22 protein-coding genes are annotated in these 24663 nt (G+C 38.9%); 9 read left to right on the top strand and 13 right to left on the bottom strand.

All coding sequences use genetic code 11. The features are described 5' to 3' along the window. Positions 1-23: 23 nt before the first annotated feature. Positions 24-1061 (top strand): recombinase RecA, encoded by a 1038-nt coding sequence (recA, locus tag A4V03_RS04575; protein WP_024986466.1) that lies wholly within the window; start codon positions 24-26, stop codon positions 1059-1061. A 125-nt stretch (positions 1062-1186) separates the two neighbouring features. Here the strand turns inward: recA and A4V03_RS04570 are convergent, their stop codons facing one another. The 3 genes from A4V03_RS04570 to A4V03_RS04560 all read right to left on the bottom strand — a co-directional run bounded on the left by A4V03_RS04570 (position 1187) and on the right by A4V03_RS04560 (position 3108). Next, the gene (locus tag A4V03_RS04570) at positions 1187-2179 is read right to left on the bottom strand and encodes a YeiH family protein (RefSeq protein ID WP_065538115.1); all 993 of its coding nucleotides are present in this window, start codon (positions 2177-2179) and stop codon (positions 1187-1189) included. A gap of 119 nt (positions 2180-2298) precedes the next feature. Next, entirely contained in the window at positions 2299-2673 is a 375-nt protein-coding gene (locus A4V03_RS04565; protein ID WP_024986464.1) for a YccF domain-containing protein, read from the bottom strand. 15 nt (positions 2674-2688) lie between these two features. Then, entirely contained in the window at positions 2689-3108 is a 420-nt protein-coding gene (locus A4V03_RS04560; protein WP_201442225.1) for a DUF1810 domain-containing protein, read from the bottom strand. Positions 3109-3629: 521 nt separating this feature from the next. Here A4V03_RS04560 and A4V03_RS04555 point away from each other — a divergent pair. Next, entirely contained in the window at positions 3630-4190 is a 561-nt protein-coding gene (locus A4V03_RS04555) for an IS5 family transposase (RefSeq protein ID WP_317045372.1), read from the top strand. Between the two features lie 18 nt (positions 4191-4208). Beyond that, on the top strand, positions 4209-4358 hold the full coding sequence (locus A4V03_RS21265) for a transposase (protein ID WP_317045371.1): 150 nt from the start codon (positions 4209-4211) through the stop codon (positions 4356-4358). Here the strand turns inward: A4V03_RS21265 and A4V03_RS20960 are convergent. Further along, positions 4313-4474 carry a hypothetical protein gene (locus tag A4V03_RS20960; RefSeq protein WP_162222895.1) on the bottom strand — a complete coding sequence of 54 codons (162 nt, stop codon included), beginning with the start codon at positions 4472-4474 and terminating at the stop codon, positions 4313-4315. The two genes, A4V03_RS21265 and A4V03_RS20960, sit on opposite strands and share 46 nt — an antisense overlap. Before the next feature lie 15 nt (positions 4475-4489). Beyond that, positions 4490-8170, bottom strand: a complete 3681-nt coding sequence (locus A4V03_RS04550) for a helicase-related protein (protein ID WP_065538113.1) — start codon at positions 8168-8170, stop codon at positions 4490-4492. A gap of 431 nt (positions 8171-8601) precedes the next feature. On the opposite strand from A4V03_RS04550, the gene A4V03_RS21260 reads away from it, so the two are divergent. Both A4V03_RS21260 and A4V03_RS21255 read left to right on the top strand, forming a co-directional pair. Further along, complete coding sequence (locus A4V03_RS21260; RefSeq protein ID WP_236588669.1) at positions 8602-8763, top strand: transposase; 162 nt, start codon at positions 8602-8604, stop codon at positions 8761-8763. A gap of 193 nt (positions 8764-8956) precedes the next feature. After that, entirely contained in the window at positions 8957-9106 is a 150-nt protein-coding gene (locus tag A4V03_RS21255) for a transposase (RefSeq protein WP_288091587.1), read from the top strand. A gap of 360 nt (positions 9107-9466) precedes the next feature. Here the strand turns inward: A4V03_RS21255 and A4V03_RS04535 are convergent, their stop codons facing one another. From A4V03_RS04535 to A4V03_RS04525, 3 genes are all read right to left on the bottom strand, one after another. Then, positions 9467-10591 (bottom strand): hypothetical protein, encoded by a 1125-nt coding sequence (locus tag A4V03_RS04535; RefSeq protein WP_065538110.1) that lies wholly within the window; start codon positions 10589-10591, stop codon positions 9467-9469. A gap of 52 nt (positions 10592-10643) precedes the next feature. After that, on the bottom strand, positions 10644-10832 hold the full coding sequence (locus tag A4V03_RS04530; RefSeq protein WP_065538109.1) for a hypothetical protein: 189 nt from the start codon (positions 10830-10832) through the stop codon (positions 10644-10646). Between the two features lie 629 nt (positions 10833-11461). After that, positions 11462-12283, bottom strand: a complete 822-nt coding sequence (locus A4V03_RS04525; RefSeq protein ID WP_084081113.1) for a phosphatase PAP2 family protein — start codon at positions 12281-12283, stop codon at positions 11462-11464. Positions 12284-13412: 1129 nt separating this feature from the next. On the opposite strand from A4V03_RS04525, the gene A4V03_RS04515 reads away from it, so the two are divergent. Beyond that, positions 13413-14093: an HU family DNA-binding protein gene (locus A4V03_RS04515; RefSeq protein ID WP_024986452.1), complete on the top strand. Its 681-nt coding sequence runs from the start codon at positions 13413-13415 to the stop codon at positions 14091-14093. A gap of 286 nt (positions 14094-14379) precedes the next feature. Further along, positions 14380-16101, top strand: a complete 1722-nt coding sequence (locus tag A4V03_RS04510; protein WP_065540285.1) for an ATP-binding protein — start codon at positions 14380-14382, stop codon at positions 16099-16101. Here A4V03_RS04510 and A4V03_RS04505 read toward each other — a convergent pair whose 3' ends face one another. Next, positions 16102-16998, bottom strand: coding sequence for a LysR family transcriptional regulator (locus A4V03_RS04505; protein WP_065538106.1), 897 nt, complete (start codon positions 16996-16998; stop codon positions 16102-16104). A 69-nt stretch (positions 16999-17067) separates the two neighbouring features. Further along, on the bottom strand, positions 17068-17652 hold the full coding sequence (locus A4V03_RS04500; RefSeq protein WP_065540284.1) for a DUF6621 family protein: 585 nt from the start codon (positions 17650-17652) through the stop codon (positions 17068-17070). Between the two features lie 170 nt (positions 17653-17822). On the opposite strand from A4V03_RS04500, the gene A4V03_RS04495 reads away from it, so the two are divergent. After that, positions 17823-19457, top strand: a complete 1635-nt coding sequence (locus A4V03_RS04495) for a plasmid pRiA4b ORF-3 family protein (RefSeq protein WP_065538105.1) — start codon at positions 17823-17825, stop codon at positions 19455-19457. Positions 19458-19689: 232 nt separating this feature from the next. Continuing rightward, positions 19690-22278 (top strand): ATP-dependent chaperone ClpB, encoded by a 2589-nt coding sequence (gene clpB / locus A4V03_RS04490; protein WP_065538104.1) that lies wholly within the window; start codon positions 19690-19692, stop codon positions 22276-22278. A 299-nt stretch (positions 22279-22577) separates the two neighbouring features. Here the strand turns inward: clpB and A4V03_RS04485 are convergent, their stop codons facing one another. The 3 genes from A4V03_RS04485 to A4V03_RS04475 are packed head-to-tail and all read right to left on the bottom strand — an operon-like array spanning position 22578 to position 24655. After that, positions 22578-23012, bottom strand: coding sequence for a DUF5606 family protein (locus tag A4V03_RS04485; protein WP_065538103.1), 435 nt, complete (start codon positions 23010-23012; stop codon positions 22578-22580). Positions 23013-23025: 13 nt separating this feature from the next. Next, positions 23026-23652: a dephospho-CoA kinase gene (coaE, locus tag A4V03_RS04480; RefSeq protein WP_065538102.1), complete on the bottom strand. Its 627-nt coding sequence runs from the start codon at positions 23650-23652 to the stop codon at positions 23026-23028. After that, complete coding sequence (locus tag A4V03_RS04475; RefSeq protein ID WP_065540283.1) at positions 23642-24655, bottom strand: CdaR family protein; 1014 nt, start codon at positions 24653-24655, stop codon at positions 23642-23644. The genes coaE and A4V03_RS04475 overlap by 11 nt, the downstream gene beginning before the upstream one ends. Between the last annotated feature and the right edge of the window lie 8 nt (positions 24656-24663).

Below are 24663 nucleotides of genomic sequence, written 5' to 3'. Positions count from 1 at the left end.
CATTAATTATATAAGAATAAGGTATGGCAAAGAAAGACGAACTTAATTTTGAAACAGATAATAAAATGGCATCAAGCGAAAAACTAAAAGCCTTACAGGCTGCCATGGAAAAGATAGAAAAGAGCTTCGGTAAAGGTTCTATCATGAAAATGGGTGATGATAGTGTTGAACAAGTAGAAGTGATCCCGACAGGCTCTATTGCCCTGAACGTGGCACTTGGCGTTGGAGGTTACCCTAGAGGTAGAATCATTGAAATCTATGGTCCGGAGTCTTCCGGTAAAACGACATTGGCCATCCACGCCATTGCTGAAGCACAAAAAGCCGGAGGTATCGCTGCTTTCATTGATGCCGAACATGCTTTCGACCGTTTCTATGCTTCCAAACTGGGAGTAAACATTGACGATTTGTATATCTCCCAACCTGATAACGGTGAGCAGGCGTTGGAAATCGCAGAACAGTTGATCCGTTCTTCTGCTATCGACATCATCGTTATCGACTCTGTGGCCGCATTGACTCCCAAAGCAGAAATCGAAGGTGACATGGGTGACAACAAAGTAGGTCTTCAGGCACGTCTGATGTCTCAAGCATTGCGCAAATTGACCTCGGCTGTCAGCAAGACACGTACGACCTGTATCTTTATCAACCAGTTGCGTGAAAAGATCGGTGTAATGTTCGGTAATCCCGAAACAACTACCGGTGGTAATGCACTGAAGTTCTACGCTTCCGTACGTTTGGATATTCGTGGCAGCCAACCAATCAAAGACGGTGAAGAAATCCTGGGTAAACTGACTAAAGTAAAAGTTGTGAAGAATAAAGTAGCTCCTCCTTTCCGTAGAGCAGAATTCGACATCATGTTTGGCGAAGGTATCTCCCACTCCGGAGAAATCATCGACTTGGGCGCCGACTTGGGAATCATCAAGAAGAGTGGTTCATGGTATAGCTACAATGACACAAAATTAGGACAAGGACGTGATGCTGCAAAACAATGTATCGCTGACAATCCTGAACTTGCCGATGAACTGGAAGGTCTGATTTTCGAAGCATTGAAGAAAAAAGAATAACAGTCTCCGGCTTTATAAGACAGAACCATATCCATAAAGAAGTGGGAGAATATTCGTGTAATGCGATATTCTCCCACTTTTCTATATCTACTATTTGTATTTTCTCTTTATACAATATTCTCTCTCTATACAAAATAAATATAAGCCAACGTACTCAAGCTAATCACTATCCAAAGCAAGACTCCCTGCACCAATGGTTTAATCCCAACTGCCCTTAACACATCCATAGAAAGAGAAGCACCAATAAAGAACATAGTAATCGTCAAGGTCTTACGGGCTATCCCGTTGATTGCATCCCCCAACTGTGGTACTCCGTCAAGCAAATAAGTATTCACTACCATTGCCAATACAAAGAAGAAAATAAACCAGGGAATACTGATTTTCTGTCCTTTGCTCTTAAAGATAAATGAGGTGGCAAAAGCCATAGGGATTATCCAAAGCGCACGGGTCAGCTTGATAGTGGTAGCTACTTTCAAGGCTTCTTCACCATACGCAGCACCTGCACCGACAACCGAACTTGTATCGTGAATGGCAATCGCCGCCCATGTTCCGAACTGCTGTTGATCCATATCCAAAGCATGCCCAATCATCGGGAATATAAAGAGTGCGATTGCGTTCAGGATAAAGATAGTACCCAATGCAACAGACATTTCACTATCTTTCGCCCTCAGCACCGGTCCTACTGCCGCAATGGCACTCCCCCCGCAGATAGCAGTCCCCGAACTGATAAGATAAGAAGTATTACGGTCTATTTTGAACAACTTACGACCGATAAACCAACCAATCACCAACGTACCAATAACAGATATTACAGTAAACTCCATGCCTTCCTTACCGGAAGCCAAAGCCGAATGAAGATTCATTCCAAATCCCAGCCCGACAACTGAATATTGTAATAAATACTTAGAGGTTTTCTTATTAAATTTCGGATGTGCCTGTCCGCAGGTCAATGCAAAAATTAGTCCGAGAAATAAAGCAACCGGTGGAGTCACCCATGCCGACCATGCTTCCAATCCCGGAATATAATCTAAAAAGAGAAAAAAAGTCAAAGTAGAAAGTAACGCGACGTAAATTGTCTTGTTATTCGTCCGCAACGTTTTTGTAGCTGTTGAAATCATATAGTTTTATCTTTAATTGTTTTCGGGATGCAAAGGTACGGGAAACAATCAAGACACACTAATAGTTTCTAATTATGTATTATAACTTTTAGTTATAGATAATCTGCTTCAGACTATTTTCATACAGTTACAATATCCTTTCCGAAAGGAGTCAACGCCAATGAAGCCAGTTTAAAGTGCTGTAAACCAAATGGAATCCCAATAACAGTTATACACAAAATCGCCCCAAAGACCAAATGTGACAAACAAATCCAAATGCCACCCACGAATATCCATATCACGTTCATTAATATATAAAGACAACCACTGGAACGACTTCCGCTTCTCACCTCCTTGCCGAAAGGCCACAAAGCAAGTCCTGCCAACTTCAATGTTTGCATCCCAAAAGGAATGCCGATGATAGTAATCATCATCAATATACTTGAGACAAGGTATTCTACTGCCGTAAAAATACCACCAAGCAACAGCCATAATAAATTCATCAAACAGCCCATAACAGTAATATTTAATTATTTATCCAACATTCTTTTTGTCATCTCATCCGTTTCGCCCTGATAATACCGGTCTATCACTTGCCGGAACAAGTCACCCGCAGCAACCTCATTGAATAGTGTCATACACGAAAGCACCTTCATCGCATCCAACGAACCGAAAACCTCCTCGGCTGTCTTACTTTTCAATTGCAAGAAAGCAGATGTAATTTCACGCAGCCTTTCACCCAAAACCGGATGAGCCAGATATGCTTCAGCCTCTTCCTTGCCACTGATTCCATAATATTGTGAATTATAACTCATACCCAACCCTTTCAGTTGAGGAAATATATACCAAATCCAATGAGAATACTTCCGCCCGTTTCTGATTTCTGTGAGGGCATGTTCATAGTCGCCTTGTTGGGCGTCAAGAAATCGTTGTAAATTATAGTCTCCCATATCCATTAAATTCTTGTCTTTGATGATAGATAGACAAATATACAGAAAGAAATATGAGAACCAAAGACTTTTAAACAATATTCACTGTGGGCATACGTTAATATTGTGACACTATTACTTGATGCCGCCTATAATGAGCCTAATGAAATCACGCTTGAGACAACGGAGGAAGTTAAAAGCGAAAACATAACAATATGAATACGGGAAATTACTTACTAACAGTCATTAAGAAATTAACTGTAGTCCTCATAGCTAACATAACCGCCTATCAAAATGACGCACCCATATTACTTTGATAATAACCAATATTATATTTATTTGCCGAAAAACCTATAAAAACTATGGATTTATTGTACGAATGATAAGAAGCTGTTTAAAATTTATTAAAAATAAACGTTATTACAATGAATAATATATTGTAAATCAGCAGGTTAATTAGGTGTTTATTTATAACTTTATGAGTATCAATTAGAGTTATGAAACAATACTCAACTAACCTTACTGATAAACAGTGACAAGTTATAGAAAAAATTATAAATCCACAAGAAAGGAAGAGAAAACATTCTCTCAGAAACATCATGAATGCGATTCTATATCTTCTCAAAACAGGCTGTCAGTGGCGCATGATTCCCAGGAATTTTGCTCCGTGGGAGAGCGTATACTACTATTTCAATAAGTGGAAAAACGAAGGCATCATTGAGGAGCTCCTTGATAAACTTCGCTCTATGGTACGCATCCAGTCCGGTCGCAACGAAAGCCCCAGCATGGGCATTATAGACTCACGAAGTGTCAAGACTTCACATCATGTAGATTCTGTTCGAGGACTTGACGGCAACAAGAAGATTAAGGGCAGAAAACAGCATATAATCGTTGACAGCCAAGGTTATCTGATGTCTGTAGCCGTGCATGAAGCCAATGTTCATGACAGCAAGGGGGCTCCGAAGGTCATTGAGAGGCTATCCTACAAATTTCCTCGTCTTGCCAAAATCCTTGCGGATGGTGGCTATAAAGGAAGCCTTGCAGATTGGGTATTTGACAAATTTAAATGGGAACTTGAAGTCGTTCTCAGACCTGATGAATGACCGTCAAAGTTCAAGGTCATTCCAAAACGATGGATTGTTCAAAGAGCATTCGCATGGCTGGAAAACTTCAGAAGGATGGCGATAGACTACGAGTTCCATGCTGATACTGCAGAGGCTATGGTTCAACTTGCTTTCTGCAAAATCATGCTTAACAAAATTATTGTGTAATTTTTAAACAGTTTCTCAATATCAAACTGTGCACTAGTTCGTTGGTTGTACAAGGCACTTGCAGCTAAATATTCTGTAATATGCTCTTCAAACTTAGTTTCATTCAGCGGATTCATATGTTTATCTTTTAATTATTTTCCAATTATAGTTCTATGAGCTTTCAATAAGGCTTTCGGATTTTCGGCATCAACGGCTAAAAACAATTCGATAGTCTCTTTCTTGCTCAATTTGATTTTATCTTGATTTTGTTTCCACCATTTATAGAATTTCACAGGGCAGTCTTTATAAGGTACACTTGCTGTAACCAATCCCTGATAGCCTGGGAATTCTATAAGAAGTTTCAACCTCATGTAATCTCTATAATAGTTGAAATGTTGAAGTCGCAACTTATTGGTTAAAATCTTAAAATCTTCTTTCTCAATCCAGATGTTATACTCTACAATTGTTCTATGTAATGATACTGGGTCTTCAACTAACCATTTCTTGATTGGCATAGTTAGTGAACCTATGGTAAGCATGTTGTCACTGAAGTAATGCTGTTCTTCTTTTGGCTTGAATAAGTCGGAATGAATATTTGAGCCACTTAGAATTTCTGTAGTATTACTTTCTGCGACTTCTGCGTTTCTTTTTAGGTAATCTATAATGTTCACATGGTTAACCATGTTTCCTGGGTACTTTTCAAAAATCTCATCATTTGACATACCAAGGAAGAAGTCTTCAATCATATCCCATCTCTTTTCATTGCTGAAATAGTTGATGAAGAAATGTTCGAACAATTGGCAACTAACCTTATGCCTGTTCTTTACAGACTCAAGGATATAATTCTTGTATGTTTGCCTATTAGAATCCTTTTCAATTCTTCGAGGGTCATTTAAACGCAAGAACAGTTTAGGATCGTCACCACCAGTTGTTTCAAATGTTCCTAAATTCATAATTTCCAATAATGACCCCAATCTGATATGATTCTTCAAAGGGATGTCATTGATAGAAAGGAAACGATTTACACTTTGCTTATCATGGTTCTCATATAATTTTGAGAAAATAGAAATCAACTGAGTCGTTTTTGCTCCATAATTAGTGCTGAATACTTGATACTGCATTGCTGTACCTTGATGGCGTTGCTGTAAGAACGAATCTCCTTCAAGTGCACTTGCTGATGCCATATAACCGGAATATGTGCCAAGAATAAAAGATGCAATCTTCTCTGCATTGTATTTAGGACTTAGATTACATTTAAGTTTCTCGACATATTCGTTTTGGGTAAAGAATTGATTTCGGTATCTAAATTCTGCAAACGTTTCACTTACTGCCTTGAGTATAGAACTGAGTTCACTTAGCACTGTACGGTAAGGCTGTTCTATGTTTATTGATACCTTTATTTGTGGTACCAATTCAATATTGTGTTCCCACAGGAATCTTTGTTTGTAGAACTCGCTTTTCAACTGAGGAAAGCTTTTGTCTGAAAAATGTTTTGACCAAATGCTATCCAAGTTAAGCTCAATGATATGATAGCTATACTTTGATTTATTAATCTCAGTGAAGCAGTTCCCGAATAATTTCTTCAACCTTTCTATACCTACATCGTTGGTACGTGCGTATACTTTAGTAAACAATTTCTTAGGACGTGCGATAAGAACATTGAATCGTGTCTTTATAAGATAATCCTTTTCAATCATCATTAAAGCTGTAGCTACTTTCTGATCTACCTCTTCAGTGGTATCAAAGATGTACGCAAAGTCATTAGCAGCCACAAGCATATTACGTTTCTTTCCATTACTGTTGAAGTAGCGTATTATCTTTCGTAATACTTCTTGTAACTGGAAAGTCTTGAGTGAGGAGATACCGAACAACTGCTTGCTATATCTCAAATCTGATTTTGAAAATGTCAATGCAGCATAACCCTGTATATTCTCTTTACGGGCAGCACGTCCAATTTCCTGTATATAGTCGGGGAGCAAGCCTGATGGTGCATGATGATATACAACTTGGATGTCGGGTATATCTACACCCATACCGAATGCTTTCGTTGATATCATTATCTTGCATTGGTTGCTCTTGAATGCCTGATATGAGAATTGTTGTTGGTCTCTTAGCATTCCACCATGGTAAGCGACAACCATATTGGTATCAATCTCATCAGCTTTATCCTTAAGTTTGTTTATATGTCTAGTATACGGTGCATAGACAATACCTTTCATTCCCAATTCCTGAATGCCTTTGACAAATTCAATGGTCTCCGTTTCTTTGTTCTGGTCATATTTACCCGAAGTGTAATCATCATGTGTGTCAATTACAAACTCAATGTTCTTACGACGTACATTACCGATAAACTTATGAGGATCGTGCATGTTAAGGCTATTGATACTATCAAAAACCATATCATTGATTCCACCATATACAGCTGTAGCTGTAAGTGCAACCAATGGGAACATGTAGTTGTTGAACTTCCTAATCTTATTGATGTGATTACCCAAGAACCAGTAGTCAACACGGAAATCTCGTCCCCATGTCGTAATAAGATGAGCTTCATCTACAATTAACAGACCGAGCTTTCGTTCTCCGAGGAAATAGTGTATGTCATATGATAGTAGCAACTCTGGAGATAGATAAAGTATATCTATATCACCTTTTTTACAGCTTTCAATAATCTTATCTCTATCAATAAGCGTTAAATCACTGTTTAGGAACTCAACCTTGGTATACTGTCTATCTTTATGAAGTATTTCTACCTGGTCAGTCATAAGTGCCTTTAGAGGTGACACTACAATTGTTACATCACCATTATTAGCAGCATAAAATGCAGGTAACTGGAAAATCAAAGACTTACCAGCTCCTGTTGGTGCTGTAATAAAGATATCACGTGGCAGAACTCCGTCACATCCTTTCTTATATTCATTGATGATTGTATCAACAATCAGTCCTTGTGAAACAGGTACAATATTGCTGCTGATTTCTGGATTCTCATAGATGAGTATGTTTCTGAACTCTGCTGATGGTCCCCAGTATTGTTTAAGTAATGATACCGTTTCTGCTTGAGGGATATAATCCTGCTGAATTGATTCTTCTTGCAGGATGTGAACACCGCCTTTGAACTTGGCCAAAAGGTGATTTAGTTCTTGAAGCGTCTTATGTGTTGTCTTGTTGAGTACATTTTTACCCGAAACCTTGACAAATACTTGTTTACAAAAGTTGTTATCCAAGATGCACTGATTAACAAACGCATCTACAGCATAAGGATTGGAAATGACATCAAGAACCTCTGCGTTTTCTTGAGTATTTGCTGATGTCAATTCTTTCTGTAGGGCGAAAAACGGTCTTTTCTCAAGGATGTCACCAAAACTTTTCAGGGTATAGAAGTAGTTATCGTTGATCTTGAGTTGTTCTGCTTGGTATATAGGCAACCCCTCAGGTCTTTCTTCGTTTGCATGTTCATTTGTGCTCTCAATGTAGTTCTCTTTTGAAAGTGGGAACAGCGAACGAAGATTGTCGTAAACAATGAGAACACGTTCTTTGAAGAAATCCTCAGACAGGTATTCATTGATATATGCAAATTGTTGATGAGAAACAATTTGATGGTTTTGAGCAATCATCAATTTAGAGAATACAGTTCCAAACCACTCTCTGCTGAATAGTGTGTCATTCCCATCCTTATCAAAAGTGGATAGGTCAGTGATATATTCAGTATAATTCTCTATTCCGATATATGGGGTGATACCGGTAAGCACAAATATCGTATTTTCCTTTACTTCTACTTGTTTTTGAATGATTTTATCAAGAACTGTAGTATACTTATCTCCTAAATTCTGATTCATGCTCTATATGTTATAGTAGATTAAGAAGCTGTTTAAAATTTATTGAAAATAAACGTTATTGCAATGAATAATATATTGTAAATCAGTAGGTTAATTGGTAGCTTATTTGTAACTTCATGAGTGTCAATCAATTAGAGTTATGGAATAATACTCAACTAACCTTACTGATAAACAGTGGCAAGTTATAGAAAAAATTATAAATCCACAAGAAAGGAAGCGAAAACATTCTCTCAGAAACACGGCTCTTTCATTTAAAAATGCGCAGAAATCTCAAATGGCATGACTAATAGCCCGTTAGCAGTTATTTGTTCCTTCATCCGAAACAACACAGATATTGAAATCTGATGTTAGTAATAATATAACTATCATACAATCAAATATTTGAGTAGTTGTATCAAAGTTAAATGAAAGAGCCGTGTCTCAGAAACATCATGAATGCGATTCTATATCTTCTCAAAACAGGCTGTCAGTGGCGCATGATTCCCAGGAATTTTGCTCCGTGGGAGAGCGTATACTACTATTTCAATAAGTGGAAAAACGAAGGCATCATTGAGGAGCTCCTTGATAAACTTCGCTCTATGGTACGCATCTAGTCCGGTCGCAACGAAAGCCCCAGCATGGGCATTATAGACTCACGAAGTGTCAAGACTTCACATCATGTAGATTCTGTTCGAGGACTTGACGGCAACAAGAAGATTAAGGGCAGAAGATTGGGTATTTGACAAATTTAAATGGGAACTTGAAGTCGTTCTCAGACCTGATGAATGACCGTCAAAGTTCAAGGTCATTCCGAAACGATGGATTGTTCAAAGAGCATTCGCATGGCTGAAAAACTTCAGAAGGATGACGATAGACTACGAGTTCCATGCTGATACTGCAGAGGCTATGGTTCAACTTGCTTTCTGCAAAATCATGCTTAACAAAATTATTGTGTAATTTTTAAACAGTTTCTAAATCTATTTGTACTTTTGCATTATCGTAACCGTTGTTACGGTAATGAATATTACGATAAAACTCAATCCGGTATTTTTATCAAGCCATTCCGTTTGAGCTTTATGAATCCACTGATTCACTATTGCTGAATATTTCCCATTATAATACTTCGAATATTCTGACAATGCCACTATCGCAACAAGCAGATCCGAAACATATATGTATTCTCCCGGATATGTCGGACAATTCAAAATATCACTTGCTTTTATTCTACGACTCATCGTTTTACACAATGAATGATATAACTCGTTATATTTATCATCACCGCCAATCAGTAATCATTCTATTCACTAGCTCATTTAATTATAATTCATACAGCTTCTCTATATCTCTTAAAATTGAATCATTTAATAAATCCTTGACAGCTGAATATATCGCACGTGAACCATCTAAATGTTTATCCCATTCAGACCCTGGAATACTTTTTACGTATTTTTTAAGAAATAAATTAATTAACTCTAAATCCCATTGAACATAAGGATTTCTTTGAAGAACCAACCAATCAAGCTCATTTTGATGTTCAATAATAAATTCTTTAGATATAGAATTACTATATGCATACAATCCAATTCCCATTTTCTCATATTTTTCTACAACACTATTCCAAACATCTTGTGTTATCAAATATTCTGTCCCCACTACATTTTGTAATTGGGTCAATGTTTTTGTTATATTTTCAATAGCCAACTGAGCAAAAAATCCATTATTATCTAATAGATTCTCCAACCAACAAAAAGAACTTTCCACATTTTTGATGTTTCTTACCAAGTCCCAATCCCATTTCGTAAATTCGTTTTTAGCTAATGATGCACAGCAAATTTGGGGAACACTGTGAAAATCCACATTATAGTTCGAAGTAAAAAAAGAATGTGCATCTCTACAACATTCTCTAGTTTCAAAAACAGAAAAAAGTTCATTTAGATGAAGCATCTCTGACACCAAAGAGGAATAGGTTGATCGATACGTTTTTCCTGTAGTGCTAAAACATTTATGTCGCAATTTATATAATTTGTTTTCAACCGAAAATTCCTTGCCTTTTCTTCTAAACACGTTATAATTGGTTATATAATACCATTCATGCGGATCAATCGTCACTTTTCCATTGTCAACAGTTCTATGTATTTCCTTATAAATTACATTTTCATATTTGAGAATTTGTTCGTCACTCAGTGGATAATATTTTCGAATAAGATTTCGAAATAAAATTACCCCAACACCATATTCATCCAAGATATAATGTCTCAACAGAGCCAAACACGCCATATTAACTTGCAATTGCGCTCCATCTTTTAGGTTCTGAATTTCATCAATATTTATCTGTAGTTGTTTCAAACTTTGAATATTAAAAATCAAATCATTAATATTATTAATTGTTTGCTTCAAACTAAAATTTAAAGAATTATTATACATCAATATCGTATTCTCCATAATTTATCCATAAAATAAAAGTTCCTATATCTATTATGTCTCTATTATTCAACTACATGTCCACATCAATATATTCATAGTTACCTGAAAAATCTTCTATTTCATCATACACTAACGCTCCTCCATCTACTTCAACGTGAGTAACATATCGTACCCCAATCAAACTACCAGTAAAAATTCCTATCCCCATAGCCTTTTGATCCTTTAGTGACAAATTCTCAAAATCATCTTCCCAGTGCATAATCCCCCCATTTATCGATACTCCCCAAAAAAGCGCGGGGATCTGTACCTGTTACTTGTCCCACGCATCAAGGCCTTCGCATTGCCCAACTTCGTCAGAACAAGCAACGCAGAAACCCACGCCGATATGTATAGCATTTTTACAAACGTGTAAACATACAAATTTGCAAAAGATTAAAACATATCCCGTAAACATCTACTGCTGCTTTGCTTTTTGACGAAGTTTTCAAAAGTTGCGAAGTTTCGAAGTGTCAAAGACAAAGCGTTTAGTAAACGCCTTTCTTTATATAATACATCTCCCGCACCACCCTAACCTCACGAATTGAGGTATCGGCGTGAGAAACATTGCAAAACTATGAAAATAAAATTAAATATCCTACTTTATATCAATATTTTTGCTCAGATGCTTATAGTAAACTTTGTGTTCAATTTGTTGTTCTATTTGCATAATATGTTCAATACAATTACAACAATTACCTCTTCCGAATACTTACCAGTAAGTTGTAATTTTTACTGTTGAGTTCTTATCCTTGATGATAGATAGAGGAAAGGTTAAATAAATGGCATAGTTGAACCTACCAGCCCCACTATACCATAAACAATCTCAGCCTTCCTCAACAATGCCGCAATCTAAAAGCAACACCCCATAGTGAAACCGTAATACCCACCATTCACCGGGGAGGCTACCGGAGTGAAAACAAGGTTGTTTTCCTTTCTTCCCTTCTTCTGGAAGATTTTTTGCCACAACTGACAACTCCATTCGCCAACCCGCGCACTCAATATCCCTACACCTGCACCTGCCACTACATCATGAAGCCAGTGTCTTCCGTTGTACATCCGCATGAACCCTACTCCGGTCGCGATGGTATAAGCACCGATGCCATACCAGCTACCGTATTCTATCCGAATCAATTCCGCACCCATGAAAACGGTTGCCGTATGCCCCGAAGGAAAAGAATTGTGTCCTGCAAATTCCGGTCTTTTCTCATCAATGCAGAATTTTGGAACGTTCGTAAGAACAGCTAATGTCGCATAAGAAGTAGCGACAATAAAAGCCCTATCCCGGAATGAATGTTTCGCCTTGACACCCGTACAGCCCAGCATTAAAGAACTGGCAACGGGTAGATATTGGATATAATCGTCCCATTCAAGCCGATTGTTCTTTCCCCGTATGTCAATCACGCTGTTCGTGACGCTACGACTGCCGTTCCGAATGAAACCCGGAGCAAGCGCAACCGCACCAACACCAATTAAAGACGCAGGCAGAATCGTTTGCCGCCACTCGAACCGGTAATTTTCCGGAGTTCCATCGCTTACGGATAGAATCCTGTTATTTACGGATAGAACACTGTCGCTTACGGATAAAGAATCCCGCCCCATCTGTTGCCCATGCGTTTTCATTGGCAGAGTTACTGTCAGGGCAACTGCTAAAATTAAATTTTTAACATCCATGTAGTTTGCTTAGCCTCACCAGTTCCCGTTCGGCTGAATTTTAGATTGATATTGAAACGTGGAACTATATGCTTACATCTCCTTGATTAGACTACTGTATGTCTTAACTCGAAAATGGAGACAGCACCACCATGCAAACAACACGGAGAACTATCATGCCAAAATCCTGTTATCAGTTTTAAAGTTTCCTACGCTTTATTACAGCAAGATGAAGACACAACGTTTCTTTGAACAATGATTATATGATATTCTTAATTTACATTTTCACACGCAATTTTGAGGTCAAACACTTTGGAGCTACATTCTTTGAGGTCAAATACTTTAAAGTCAGATGCAAAGAAACAGAAACGTGGAACCACACATCGTTCACTCCTCTGTAAAAGGCGGTAGGAAAGCCCTTGATAACGGAATGGTGACGGCAGCCCCACGCATATACGTGGAGAACCATCATGCCAATCTTGTTATCAGGTTAAAGTTTCCTACGCTTTATTACAGCAAGACACAGACACAACGTTTCTTTATTTATACTCGAAAATATGACATCGCAAGCGATGTTGTACTTTTATGCCATAAGCAATTATTTTTAATTTGCACTGATACCTATAAACAGGTACTTGAATTTTATTGTCCGCAAAGGTAACATATTTTATGGATAAGCAGAAAATAAAATTAAATATCCTACTTCACATCCATTTTTTTATCCCACACTTATCCCCACTTCATTCATGATGGTGCCATTAATAAAATTCACTACTACCTTCGCCATCATATCGAGTTCCTTCTTACATTCTTCCGTACCAACCTACCGACAACTTCATAAGAAGCAGTACTTCACCTCCAGCCTATTAACAAATAACTTCCATTTTATTAATTATAAACTTCCTTTTATCAAATAGAAAACTTATCTTTGTCTAATTATAAACTATAAATGCAAGCTTTGATTATAAAAACGCAAGCTTCATTTTTATAATTGCAAGCTTCATTTATAAAAACAGAACTTGCATTTATAGTTTATGATTAATCAAAAGGAACTTTAGGATTAGGAGAAAAGAAGTTTGCACTTAATGCAAAGGAAGTTTTCTCTTAATAGACAAGAACCCATCTACTAACGCTTTAAAACAAAGAATGTATGGCACGTTACATCATGGAAGAGATGCCCGATCTCCAAAAAACAGGCAAAAGAATTACTTATCCCAGATTTGCACGGATAGACAATGCAAGTCTAAAAGAATTGGCGCAACGGGTGAGCGATGTAAGCGGTTTCAATGTCGGAGACATAGAAGGCGTACTGCTTCAGACGGCTATTGAAATGGCACATCTGATGGCGGAAGGACGTTCCGTGAAGATAGACGGAATAGGTACATTTACCCCGTCGCTTACCTTGGGCAGAGACAAGGAACGCGAAGACCCGGAAGAGGGTGGAAAGCATCGTAATGCACAGAGCATCTTTATAGGTGGTGTTAATTTCCGGGTAGACAGGACGATGATTAGCAACATCAGTGAAAGATGCCGGCTGGAAAGAGCACCCTGGAAGCGGCAACGTTCTTCGGAGAAATTCACACCGGAACAACGACTGGCGTTAGCAATAAAGTACCTTGACGAGAATCCGTTCCTCACCGTATGGGAATACCGCAAACTGACCGGATTGCTTCAAACTGCTGCTACCAATGAATTGAGAAAATGGGGACATCAACCCGATTCGGGCATAGGAATCGCCGGAAGAGGAGCACATAGGGTATATATAAAGAAAGAAATAGCTGAACAGGATCAAAATAGTATGAGAAATGACTTAAAAAACTATGAGAAATAACTGTTTTAAGGCTTATTTCACCAGGAAATGATGAGAAATGCGATTTATCGAAAACATTTCTCATACTATAACATTCTGATTATATGCAGATTAATATAAAATCATGAGAATATGAGAAATAAAAACGTTTTTTCTCTTCTGGTAGAAGACAATCCCTGACGTTAAAAAAACTGCGTTTATAACACAGATAAAAAAATAAGCGCAAAAGAATGGAATATCCATTTCAAAAGAACTATCTTTGGTAATTATTTGTTTGGAAAACAAGAAGAAACAATCTGAAAAAGTTATGGGAACAATAAAAGGAATTCCTTATGGTATGTCCAATTTTGAGGATGTAATCACACAAAACCGCTATTATGTGGATAAAACAATGTATCTCCCCATGTTGGAAGATCAAGCCAACTATCTGATATTCATCCGTCCGAGACGCTTTGGCAAGAGCCTGCTACTAAGCATGCTTCGTTCATATTATGACCTTTCACAGAAAGATAAGTTCCGGCAACTTTTCGGGAATCTCTGGATCGGGCAGAATGCAACTCCGCTTCAAGGCAAATATCAGATGCTTTATCTTGACTTTTCCAAGATTGGCGGCAACATTGATGAACTGCCGCAAAGATTTGATTCGTATAGCGCAGTGCAACTGGATGGCTTTCTGAACCGTTATCGTGAATACTACACGGATGAGTTTATTGAGCGTTTCAGCACAGCGAAAAAAGGGATTGACAAACTGCATATACTAGACGATGAGGCACGCCGTCAAGGGTATCCCCTATACCTTATTATAGATGAGTATGACAATTTCACCAATGTCGTACTCAACGAGAAAGGAAATGAGATATACCACGCCATCACCCATGCCAGCGGATTCTACAGAGATGCCTTCAAGAATTATAAAGGAATGTTCGACCGTATATTCATGATTGGGGTCAGCCCCGTCACTTTGGACGACTTGTCAAGCGGATATAACATAGGTTGGAACATCAGCACTAACCCACTGTTTAATCAGATGCTGGGATTCTCTGAAGAAGACGTACGTACGATGTTCCGATATTATCAGGAAGCAGGGCAGTTACAAGGAGACATTGAAGAAATGATTCTGGAAATGAAACCATGGTATGACAATTACTGTTTTGCAGAAGAAAGCTTAGATAAAGATCCAAAGATGTTCAATTGTGATATGGTGCTTTATTATCTACGCAATCGCATCCAACTAAACAAATCGCCTAAACAGATGATTGATCCTAATACCCGTACGGACTACAATAAGATGAAAAAACTGATTCAGCTTGACCGTCTTGACGGTAACCGCAAAGGTGTTATCAAACGAATTGCCGAAGAAGGGAAAATCATGACTAACCTATACCAGTCTTTTTCTGCCGATCAAATTACGAATCCGGAAATATTCCCCAGCCTATTATTTTATTATGGCATGCTAACTATCATCGGAACACGTGGAAATCTGACTATCCTGGGAATTCCCAACACGAATGTCCGTAAACAATATTATGAATATATCCTGGAAGAATATCAGAATCACCATTATATCAACCTGATAGATATAGAGATTTTATTCAATGATATGGCTTTTGACGGACAATGGCGACCGGCATTGGAATTCATAGCCAAAGCTTATAAGGAGAATACTTCCGTACGCAGCAGCATCGAGGGCGAACGTAACATTCAGGGATTCTTCACCGCTTACCTCAGCGTGAATGCCTACTACTTCACGATGCCTGAAGTAGAACTGAATCATGGCTTTTGCGATATGTTTCTGATGCCCGATCTGCAACGCTACGCAGAAGTAGCGCATAGCTATATCTTGGAATTAAAATATCTGCCGAAAGAGAAATACGACACCCAAGGCACCGTACAATGGCAGGAAGCCGTAGAACAAATTCATGGTTATGCCGCCGGTCCGAAAGTTCGCCAACTATGTCAGGGAACTCAACTTCACTGCATTGTCATGCAATTCTGTGGTTGGGAATTAGTCCGTATGGAAGAGGTTTGATTACAAATTCTTACGGTGATGTCCGGCAAATCGCATGAAAACTTGGGATAAACCTCCCTCCTGCCCTTGCAGTTGCACAAAATTAAACTCGCGCTGCATGGGCATTCCTTTTATCTCAACCACACGAAAATTACCGGCAACCAGTTCCTTATAAACCGAACGGATAGAAACAATTCCCATACAATCTGCATGTTCCAAAAAAAGTTTGATGCTCTCCGTACTACCGAGATACATCAATACATTCAAAGAAGAAAGTTTCAAATTATGGTGTAACAGGGAACGCTCAAACACATCCAACGTTCCCGAACCCCTCTCCCGCAAAACCAAGGGGATATTGGGCAAATCTTCCGGAGTGATCTCATCCGAAACAGCCAATTTACTATGGGTATGAACCACGGCAACCAGTTCGTCTTGCAAAAATGGAGTATACTTCAGATTAGGCAAACGGAAGATTCCTTCAACCAATCCCAAGTCAATCCGATGTTCTTGCAGAGCAGCTTCCACTCCCCGCGAATTTCCATTAATCAAAGAAAGATTGACCTGTGGAAACTTGGCTATAAACTCCGCCAACAAAGGAGGAAGTACATATTGCGCAATCGTAGTACTGGCACCCAGCTTCAGTTCGCCGATATACTCATTATGCAACAGATGCATCTCATATTCCAACTGTTTATAATCGTCCAAAATCTTTTCGCTATGTTTCAACAATAATTGTCCGGACTTAGTCAACGAAATCTTGCTGCCCTGACGATCGAACAAACGGGTCTGATAATAAGCTTCCAGTTCCTGAATGTGCTTAGTGATGGCAGGCTGGCTGACAAACAATTCTTGCGAAGCTTTCGTGAAACTTAAGTTCTTCGCCACGCTCTGAAATACTTTTAAACGAAAATCGGACATGGAAAAATAGTGATTAACTTATTTAGTGATTAGTGATTAGCGATTAGTGACTGAAACGGGTAGTTATGGTTATAATTCATCGGCTCTGATTCCCAATGCCTGCATGACAGGAAAAGCCAACATATCCCATTGATAAGCTACCGGAGCATCCGGTTCGTTCATGCGGAATTGGACAATTTCCTTGCCCTGCACTTTATTCAAAGCATCAGTCACTTTCTTTCCATATTCTTCATTGAAAGATACCAGAATCATTTTTTTTACATCGGCCGAATCGGCTACAATGGATAATAAGTCTAAAAACAAGTCCTCTCTCGACACCATCCCTTCCGACGGAACACTGGCAAACGAATACTCTCCATAAGGGCTTTGAAAAGCAACTCCATTCAACTCCTTCTCCAAGTCAGAAGGCTGGCAATGCACAAGATTACCCGACTCTTTATCATAAACAAAAAGAAACTGCACTTCATTTTTTCCTTCCGCAATCCCGGCATCCAAAGTCAGATAGGTAGTCAACATCGAAAGATCTATCTCTTGCAAAGTACGTTGCAAAGTCGCTTCGAAGTATTTCTTCATATCCGTAATTACAAAATTCAGGAAAGCGGCATCAATCAGCACCACTGTCTCCGATAATTTTATTTGTGGCTTATCATTCATATCATTAGTCATCAATTAGAAAACAGATTTACTCTCTACTATAGGGCAAAGATAAACTTTCTTATCTTCTCCGGAAAGAATATTTAAAAAAAAGAGAAATTATCAGGCTATTACTCAATAAAGAAGCGTACCTTTGGAGAAAATTGGTAATTTTACTAAATAACACTATAATGAACAAAAAAAAGAACCAAACTTCGATTGGCCTCGATGCGATTATCACTGAAGTATTAAACTTGTTTACACCTGAAGAACAACAGGAATTGATAAATATATTAAGCAATAACGGATTAGAGAAACTCTACCAACAAATGGAAGAAGCTTTCTATGACTATCAGCAACCAGACTATAGCTCGGAAGCAACCCCTATTGCAACTTACCTGCAAAGGCTTTGGGATATGAAGACACGCAAAGACTACCCATTGGACGAGTTTAAAAAAGATTGCACGACAGTACCCGCCGCCGAATTAGAAAAAGATTTGCGCAACTTTATCCTACAACTATTTATCCAGTATCAAGGACCTATCGAAAACGAAATAGAAGAAGAGGAAAGAAAGTTTAAGTTATGGTATATCTACTGGGCGATGGAACATTACCGAATGGAATCTTCTTTAAATATCATCTTGGAAATAATGCGGCAAAGTCCGACTTTTCTCTCTTCCTATTGTCACCTCATGCAGGATGAAGCTACCATTGCCATCATTTACCAACTTGGGCAGAACCAATTGCCTTTGCTACTTGGTTTCATGAATGAAAACGGAATCGCTCCTTTCGGAAAAGAAGATATTTGTAGTGCTGTCGCACAAATTGCCATAAGCAACCCTGAACGAAGATTGGAAATTATTAACTGGTTCTGCCAATTATTGAATTCTTATTATGATCGGTTTGAGCGTGGGGAAGATAATAATCTCGCGATCATTGATTATATCACAGATACGTTGATGAATATTCGTGGCATAGAAACGTTGCCTATATTGGAAAAAATCTATAAACGATTCAAAATACCCAATACATTAACGAGAAAAGGAATCAAAGAGATAAAAAAAGAAATGCCACGTGCAGAACTGAAGGGATTGGAAGTGGACAGTATGGAAGAACTAATGAGCTTGTTGAATGAGCTCACTGCCTTCTATGAGAATCATAAATTTGACGATGACAAGTTTAATGATGAATACGATGACGAGTTTGATGATGAAGAATACGACAAATCTTTCTACATGGAAGAACAAACTTCTAAAAAACTCAATATAAAAATTTCCTTGATTGATTCCGACCCGGAAATATATCGTATAGTGGAAGTTCCTTCCAACATCCGTCTGGAAAGTTTTGCGGAAGTCATAAATACCGCAATGGGATGGGAAGGCTATCACTTGCATCTGTTTCAAAAAGGGAAAACAATATATACAACCGAAGAATCCGATGACGATTTTTGGTTTAATCTCGATAATACAGTCAATTCCTACTCTCTCTCTTTAGGAGAGCTCCTTACCCGAAAAGGTTCACATATTAAATATGAATATGATTTCGGAGATAGCTGGATGCATCGGATTACCCTGGAATCACAACAAGCATATAAGAAGAACGAAACACAAGGCGTCTTTCTCATAGACGGAGCAAATGCATGCCCGCCCGAAGATTGCGGAGGAATATATGGTTACCAAGAGATGTTGGAGGCATTAAAACAACCACACTCAAAAGCCGCAAAAGAATATCGGGAATGGCTGGGAAAGAATTTCAACGCACACAAATTTAATGCAAAAAAAGTAGAAAGAGAGCTTAGAGACTTCTTCCCGATAAGAATCTTCTAACAATTGTTTCTCCACAGAATAGTAAACTTCATTGAAAACCCATCTTATTCTGAAGTCCATCCTATTCTGTGGAGTATATGGTAAATCCGTCAGTCATATCCAGGTAAAAAGGTCATTTTGTCTTTTAACTCCTTAATATTCATGCTATTTTGTCATATTTTTATACTTGGCAAATCTTTTGCGCCTTTTGAGGTGTTATTAAAAACGTGAAATAAGAAAGGAGAGAAAAGATATGAACTTTAACAATTTTACCATCAAATCTCAAGAAGCGATACAGGAGGCCGTAAACCTGGTACAAAGCCGGGGACAACAAGCCATTGAACCTGTCCACATCATGCAGGGAGTGATGAAAGTAGGCGAGAATGTCACCAATTTCCTCTTCCAAAAACTTGGCATGAATGGACAGCAAGTAGCTGTTGTGACCGACAAGCAAATCGATTCACTGCCGAAAGTATCCGGCGGAGAACCGTATCTAAGTCGTGAATCCAACGAAGTACTGCAAAAAGCAACACAGTATTCTAAAGAAATGGGCGACGAGTTTGTTTCGTTGGAGCCTATCATACTGGCATTGCTGACTGTTAAGAGTACCGTCTCCACGATTTTGAAAGATGCTGGTATGACGGAAAAAGAATTGCGCAACGCTATCAGCGAATTGAGAAAAGGAGAAAAGGTAACATCACAATCCAGTGAAGATACTTATCAATCATTGGAAAAGTATGCCATCAACCTGAACGAGGCTGCCCGTAGCGGCAAGCTGGATCCTGTAATCGGACGTGATGAAGAAATCCGCCGGGTATTACAGATATTGAGCCGCCGTACAAAGAACAACCCAATTCTGATTGGTGAACCGGGTACCGGTAAAACGGCCATTGTAGAAGGGTTGGCACATCGTATCCTTCGCGGAGACGTGCCCGAAAACCTGAAGAACAAACAGGTTTATTCACTGGATATGGGAGCATTGGTTGCCGGCGCAAAGTATAAAGGTGAATTTGAAGAACGATTGAAAGCAGTTGTCAATGAGGTGAAGAAATCAGAAGGTGATATTATTCTGTTCATTGATGAGATTCATACGCTGGTAGGTGCCGGAAAAGGTGAAGGTGCCATGGATGCCGCCAACATTCTAAAGCCCGCCTTAGCTCGTGGAGAACTACGTTCCATCGGTGCAACCACCCTCGACGAGTATCAAAAATACTTCGAAAAGGATAAAGCATTGGAGCGTCGTTTCCAAATCGTGCAAGTGGACGAACCGGATAACTTGAGTACCATTTCCATCCTTCGCGGATTGAAAGAACGTTACGAGAACCATCATCACGTACGTATCAAAGACGACGCAATCATTGCAGCCGTCGAATTGAGTAGCCGTTACATCACCGACCGTTTCCTGCCGGATAAAGCCATCGACCTGATGGATGAAGCCGCAGCCAAACTGCGTATGGAGGTAGATTCCGTTCCTGAAGAACTGGATGAGATTTCCCGTAAAATCAAGCAGCTGGAAATTGAGCGCGAGGCTATCAAACGTGAAAACGATAAACCGAAATTGGAAATCATAGGCAAGGAACTTGCCGAGCTCAAAGAACAGGAAAAGTCTTTCAAAGCCAAATGGCAGAGTGAAAAGACGTTGATGGATAAGATTCAGCAGAATAAAGTAGAAATAGAGAACTTGAAATTCGAGGCAGAAAAAGCCGAACGTGAAGGCGATTATGGCAAAGTAGCCGAAATCCGTTATGGCAAACTTCAGGCTTTGGATAAAGAAATAGAAGATACTCAAAAGAAACTGCGTGATATGCAAGGCGATAAAGCCATGATTAAGGAGGAGGTAGACGCTGAAGACATTGCTGATGTTGTTTCCCGCTGGACTGGTATCCCTGTCAGCAAGATGCTGCAAAGTGAAAAAGATAAACTGTTGCACTTGGAAGAAGAACTGCATCAACGGGTTATCGGTCAGGACGAAGCGATTGAAGCGGTGGCAGATGCTGTGCGCCGTAGTCGTGCCGGATTGCAAGATCCGAAACGTCCGATCGGGTCATTTATCTTCTTGGGAACCACCGGCGTAGGTAAGACCGAATTAGCAAAGGCATTGGCAGAGTTTCTGTTTGATGACGAAACGATGATGACTCGTATCGATATGAGTGAGTATCAGGAAAAACATAGTGTCTCCCGTTTGGTCGGAGCGCCTCCGGGATACGTTGGATACGATGAAGGTGGCCAGTTGACAGAAGCAATCCGACGGAAACCTTACTCTGTTGTTTTATTTGACGAAATAGAGAAAGCCCATCCGGATGTCTTCAATATTCTGTTGCAAGTATTGGATGACGGACGACTGACTGACAATAAAGGAAGGGTGGTCAACTTCAAGAATACCATCATCATTATGACTTCCAATATGGGCAGTTCATATATACAAAGTCAGATGGAGAAGTTGCATGGTTCCAATAAGGAAGAAGTAATCGAAGAAACGAAGAAGGAAGTGATGAATATGTTGAAAAAGACGATTCGTCCGGAATTCCTGAACCGTATTGATGAAACGATTATGTTCTTACCATTGAACGAAAAAGAAATCAGGCAAATCGTGCTCTTACAAATTAAGGGAGTACAGAAGATGCTTGCAGAGAATGGAGTGGAACTGCAATTGACAGAAGAAGCATTGAACTTCTTATCGCAAGTGGGTTATGATCCTGAATTTGGAGCGCGTCCGGTAAAAAGGGCTATCCAACGCTATCTGCTGAATGATCTATCCAAAAAGCTACTATCTCAGGAGGTAGACCGAAGCAAAGCAATTATCGTTGATGCTGGTGGAGACGGACTGGTATTCCGAAATTAAACAGCAGCATGCAAAATGAAAAAGTCGGCAGGTCTGATAAAGACCTACCGACTTTTACATTTCCGTATATGCCCCTCTCCGAACTTCAGGTTGACAGTTCGGATTAATGAACGGTGCATAGATACATAAAAAAGCATCATTGTTTACAGTATAAGTAGAAGACATTTATTTAAAGAAAAGACTACCCGATATATACTAGATTTTCTTGAATTCACAAGCACCCATATAAAAGAAAAACATGATAATCATTTAAAAGTTGATTATCATGTTCCTTAGTCTTTCAAAACAAGTGGCACTGGCTATTCTGCAGCTGCCTCTTCCTTTTCTTCTTTAACTTCTTCCGGTTTGAATTCTGTAATTCCATTAGAAGTTAAGATGTTATACCAAGTAATCAATTTCTTAATATCGGCTACATATACGCGTTCACGATCAAAATTAGGTAATACTTCAGCCAAGTATTCACGCAATTGTTCGGGAGTCGCTTTTTTCGGATCGATAGAAGCCTGCGCTGATTTTTCTTTCTCTTTTATTGACTCCAACACATCATACAAAGGAACTTCCGCATCGTCCGTGTACATTGCTATATCTGCCAAAGAGATAATTTTTTCATTACCATAAGCGGGAAAACGTTTCTTTTCAGCATTGACTGATTCAACAATCAACATATTTTTTCCTTGCGAAATAAGTTTGTATAATCCCGGTTTACCTGAGATAGACAAGATAGTCTTCAACATAGTATATATCCTTTTATTTATTAATTATTTTTTTTGCGGAGCAAAGGTAGTGATTATTTTTAGATAGCAAAGAAATAAGCTCCAAAACCTGTGGAATTAACGGTGTTTCATCATCATTCACTATCACAAAATCAGCATGATTTCTCTTAACTTCATCACTCATTTGAGCTTCGATACGCTTCATTACCAGTTCCATTGACGAACAATCCCGTTTTACAGCACGCTCCACTCTTACTTCCAGCGGCGCATATACCATAACTAGAAAATCAACTTCATTCTTAAAACCAGCTTCCACAAGTATAGCAGACTCCATACCCACCAATTGTTCGCTTTCTAACCGAGCAGCCCATTGACGAAAATCTTCTTTCACTTGCGGATGAATAAGCTCATTCACTTTCTGCACGCGATCCGGATGACCAAACATATAGGATGCCAACAAAGGACGATTCAACTCTCCTCCCTGAAACACATCCTGACTGACCAGGTCACAAAGCCCCCGGCGAATCACCTGATCTGTCTGTGTGATTCGTTTTGCTTCTATATCTGATATATAGACAGGTATTCCCATTATTCCGAGTAGTCTGGAAACAACGCTTTTTCCACTACCAATGCCACCAGTTATGCCAATCTTAATCGCCATTAGAAGTAATTTGTTCTATCAGGAAGTCCACTTGCTCAGGTACAATACGTATTTGATTTATCCCACTTGGAAACGACTTCAATTTAACCGTATATTTATCAGAGCCAAGCTTCAGCAATTCTTCATAAGAGATATGGATGATAAAATCGCTTGCTTTTATACTGCGAAACCGCTTTAAGCCCACTTGAAAAGTAATCTGAACTTTGGAAGGAAAAGTACGTAACGCCTTATCTGCCGGAAAATTAACTCCATGCAATGGTACTTCAACCGTTTTCTCCGTATAAATATCCACCGGAAAAGTCATTTCTACCGAAGACGGAACAAACTTCACTCCTCTTTCAGAAATCAGCGGAATTCGTCGCCGGGTTGTATCGGAAATATTTTCGAGGATTATATTTTGAGTATATGCAGTTTTTATAGTATCCAAAATTCCTTCCGGAGCATAAACCAATACAGAGTCCGGATTACAAATTGTATCTGATACATAATATTGAAGACCGGCTGTCACTTTCCCCTGAAAACGAACAGGAACCAGCTTGGACTTTCCTTCGGAATAGATATACTCTAACGTATCCGGCTTGATCGATAGGATTTTGGAGGACACATTCAATTGACTCAATATCTTTTTCTCAAAATCAGAGGCATAAATCTTCACATGATTATCTTTTCCTTTATATTCAAGAAAACCTAGATTGATCGGAAAGAAGCTTTTCCCCAACATATAATTGAGAAGCACTGTTCCTTTATCTTTCACTCGAATACGAAGTTCGGAAGGAGGTTCCGAAGTCAGTACTACATTATTAGGAATATCTTTCATTCGCACCGGGATAGAAAACTCTGCTTCATAGTCATTATTGAGCGTCTGAAGCAACCAAAATCCACCAGCTATCAGGAAGAAAAACAAAAAAATTAAGAACTCTCTGCTCTTATCACTGAGCAGAAAATCCTTAATTCTCTTAGATAGTTTTAAATATGTATATCTTATTTTCCTACGATCAAACATAGGCATTT

Source organism: Bacteroides caecimuris (genome assembly GCF_001688725.2).
In the GTDB taxonomy this organism is placed as follows: domain Bacteria; phylum Bacteroidota; class Bacteroidia; order Bacteroidales; family Bacteroidaceae; genus Bacteroides; species Bacteroides caecimuris.
The sequence above is the reverse complement of the archived record's forward strand: the minus strand, read 5'-3'. Positions and strand labels throughout refer to the sequence as shown.

Bases quoted from the DNA above. Each gene is read 5' to 3' on its own strand.
- recA (WP_024986466.1), top strand. From the start codon at position 24: ATGGCAAAGAAAGACGAACTTAATTTTGAAACAGATAATAAAATGGCA.
- A4V03_RS04570 (WP_065538115.1), bottom strand. From the start codon at position 2,179: ATGATTTCAACAGCTACAAAAACGTTGCGGACGAATAACAAGACAATT.
- A4V03_RS04565 (WP_024986464.1), bottom strand. From the start codon at position 2,673: ATGGGCTGTTTGATGAATTTATTATGGCTGTTGCTTGGTGGTATTTTT.
- A4V03_RS04560 (WP_201442225.1), bottom strand. From the start codon at position 3,108: ATGGGAGACTATAATTTACAACGATTTCTTGACGCCCAACAAGGCGAC.
- A4V03_RS20960 (WP_162222895.1), bottom strand. From the start codon at position 4,474: ATGAATCCGCTGAATGAAACTAAGTTTGAAGAGCATATTACAGAATAT.
- A4V03_RS04550 (WP_065538113.1), bottom strand. From the start codon at position 8,170: ATGAATCAGAATTTAGGAGATAAGTATACTACAGTTCTTGATAAAATC.
- A4V03_RS21260 (WP_236588669.1), top strand. From the start codon at position 8,602: ATGAATGCGATTCTATATCTTCTCAAAACAGGCTGTCAGTGGCGCATG.
- A4V03_RS04535 (WP_065538110.1), bottom strand. From the start codon at position 10,591: ATGGAGAATACGATATTGATGTATAATAATTCTTTAAATTTTAGTTTG.
- A4V03_RS04530 (WP_065538109.1), bottom strand. From the start codon at position 10,832: ATGCACTGGGAAGATGATTTTGAGAATTTGTCACTAAAGGATCAAAAG.
- A4V03_RS04525 (WP_084081113.1), bottom strand. From the start codon at position 12,283: ATGGATGTTAAAAATTTAATTTTAGCAGTTGCCCTGACAGTAACTCTG.
- A4V03_RS04515 (WP_024986452.1), top strand. From the start codon at position 13,413: ATGGCACGTTACATCATGGAAGAGATGCCCGATCTCCAAAAAACAGGC.
- A4V03_RS04510 (WP_065540285.1), top strand. From the start codon at position 14,380: ATGGGAACAATAAAAGGAATTCCTTATGGTATGTCCAATTTTGAGGAT.
- A4V03_RS04505 (WP_065538106.1), bottom strand. From the start codon at position 16,998: ATGTCCGATTTTCGTTTAAAAGTATTTCAGAGCGTGGCGAAGAACTTA.
- A4V03_RS04500 (WP_065540284.1), bottom strand. From the start codon at position 17,652: ATGAATGATAAGCCACAAATAAAATTATCGGAGACAGTGGTGCTGATT.
- A4V03_RS04495 (WP_065538105.1), top strand. From the start codon at position 17,823: ATGAACAAAAAAAAGAACCAAACTTCGATTGGCCTCGATGCGATTATC.
- clpB (WP_065538104.1), top strand. From the start codon at position 19,690: ATGAACTTTAACAATTTTACCATCAAATCTCAAGAAGCGATACAGGAG.
- A4V03_RS04485 (WP_065538103.1), bottom strand. From the start codon at position 23,012: ATGTTGAAGACTATCTTGTCTATCTCAGGTAAACCGGGATTATACAAA.
- coaE (WP_065538102.1), bottom strand. From the start codon at position 23,652: ATGGCGATTAAGATTGGCATAACTGGTGGCATTGGTAGTGGAAAAAGC.
- A4V03_RS04475 (WP_065540283.1), bottom strand. From the start codon at position 24,655: ATGTTTGATCGTAGGAAAATAAGATATACATATTTAAAACTATCTAAG.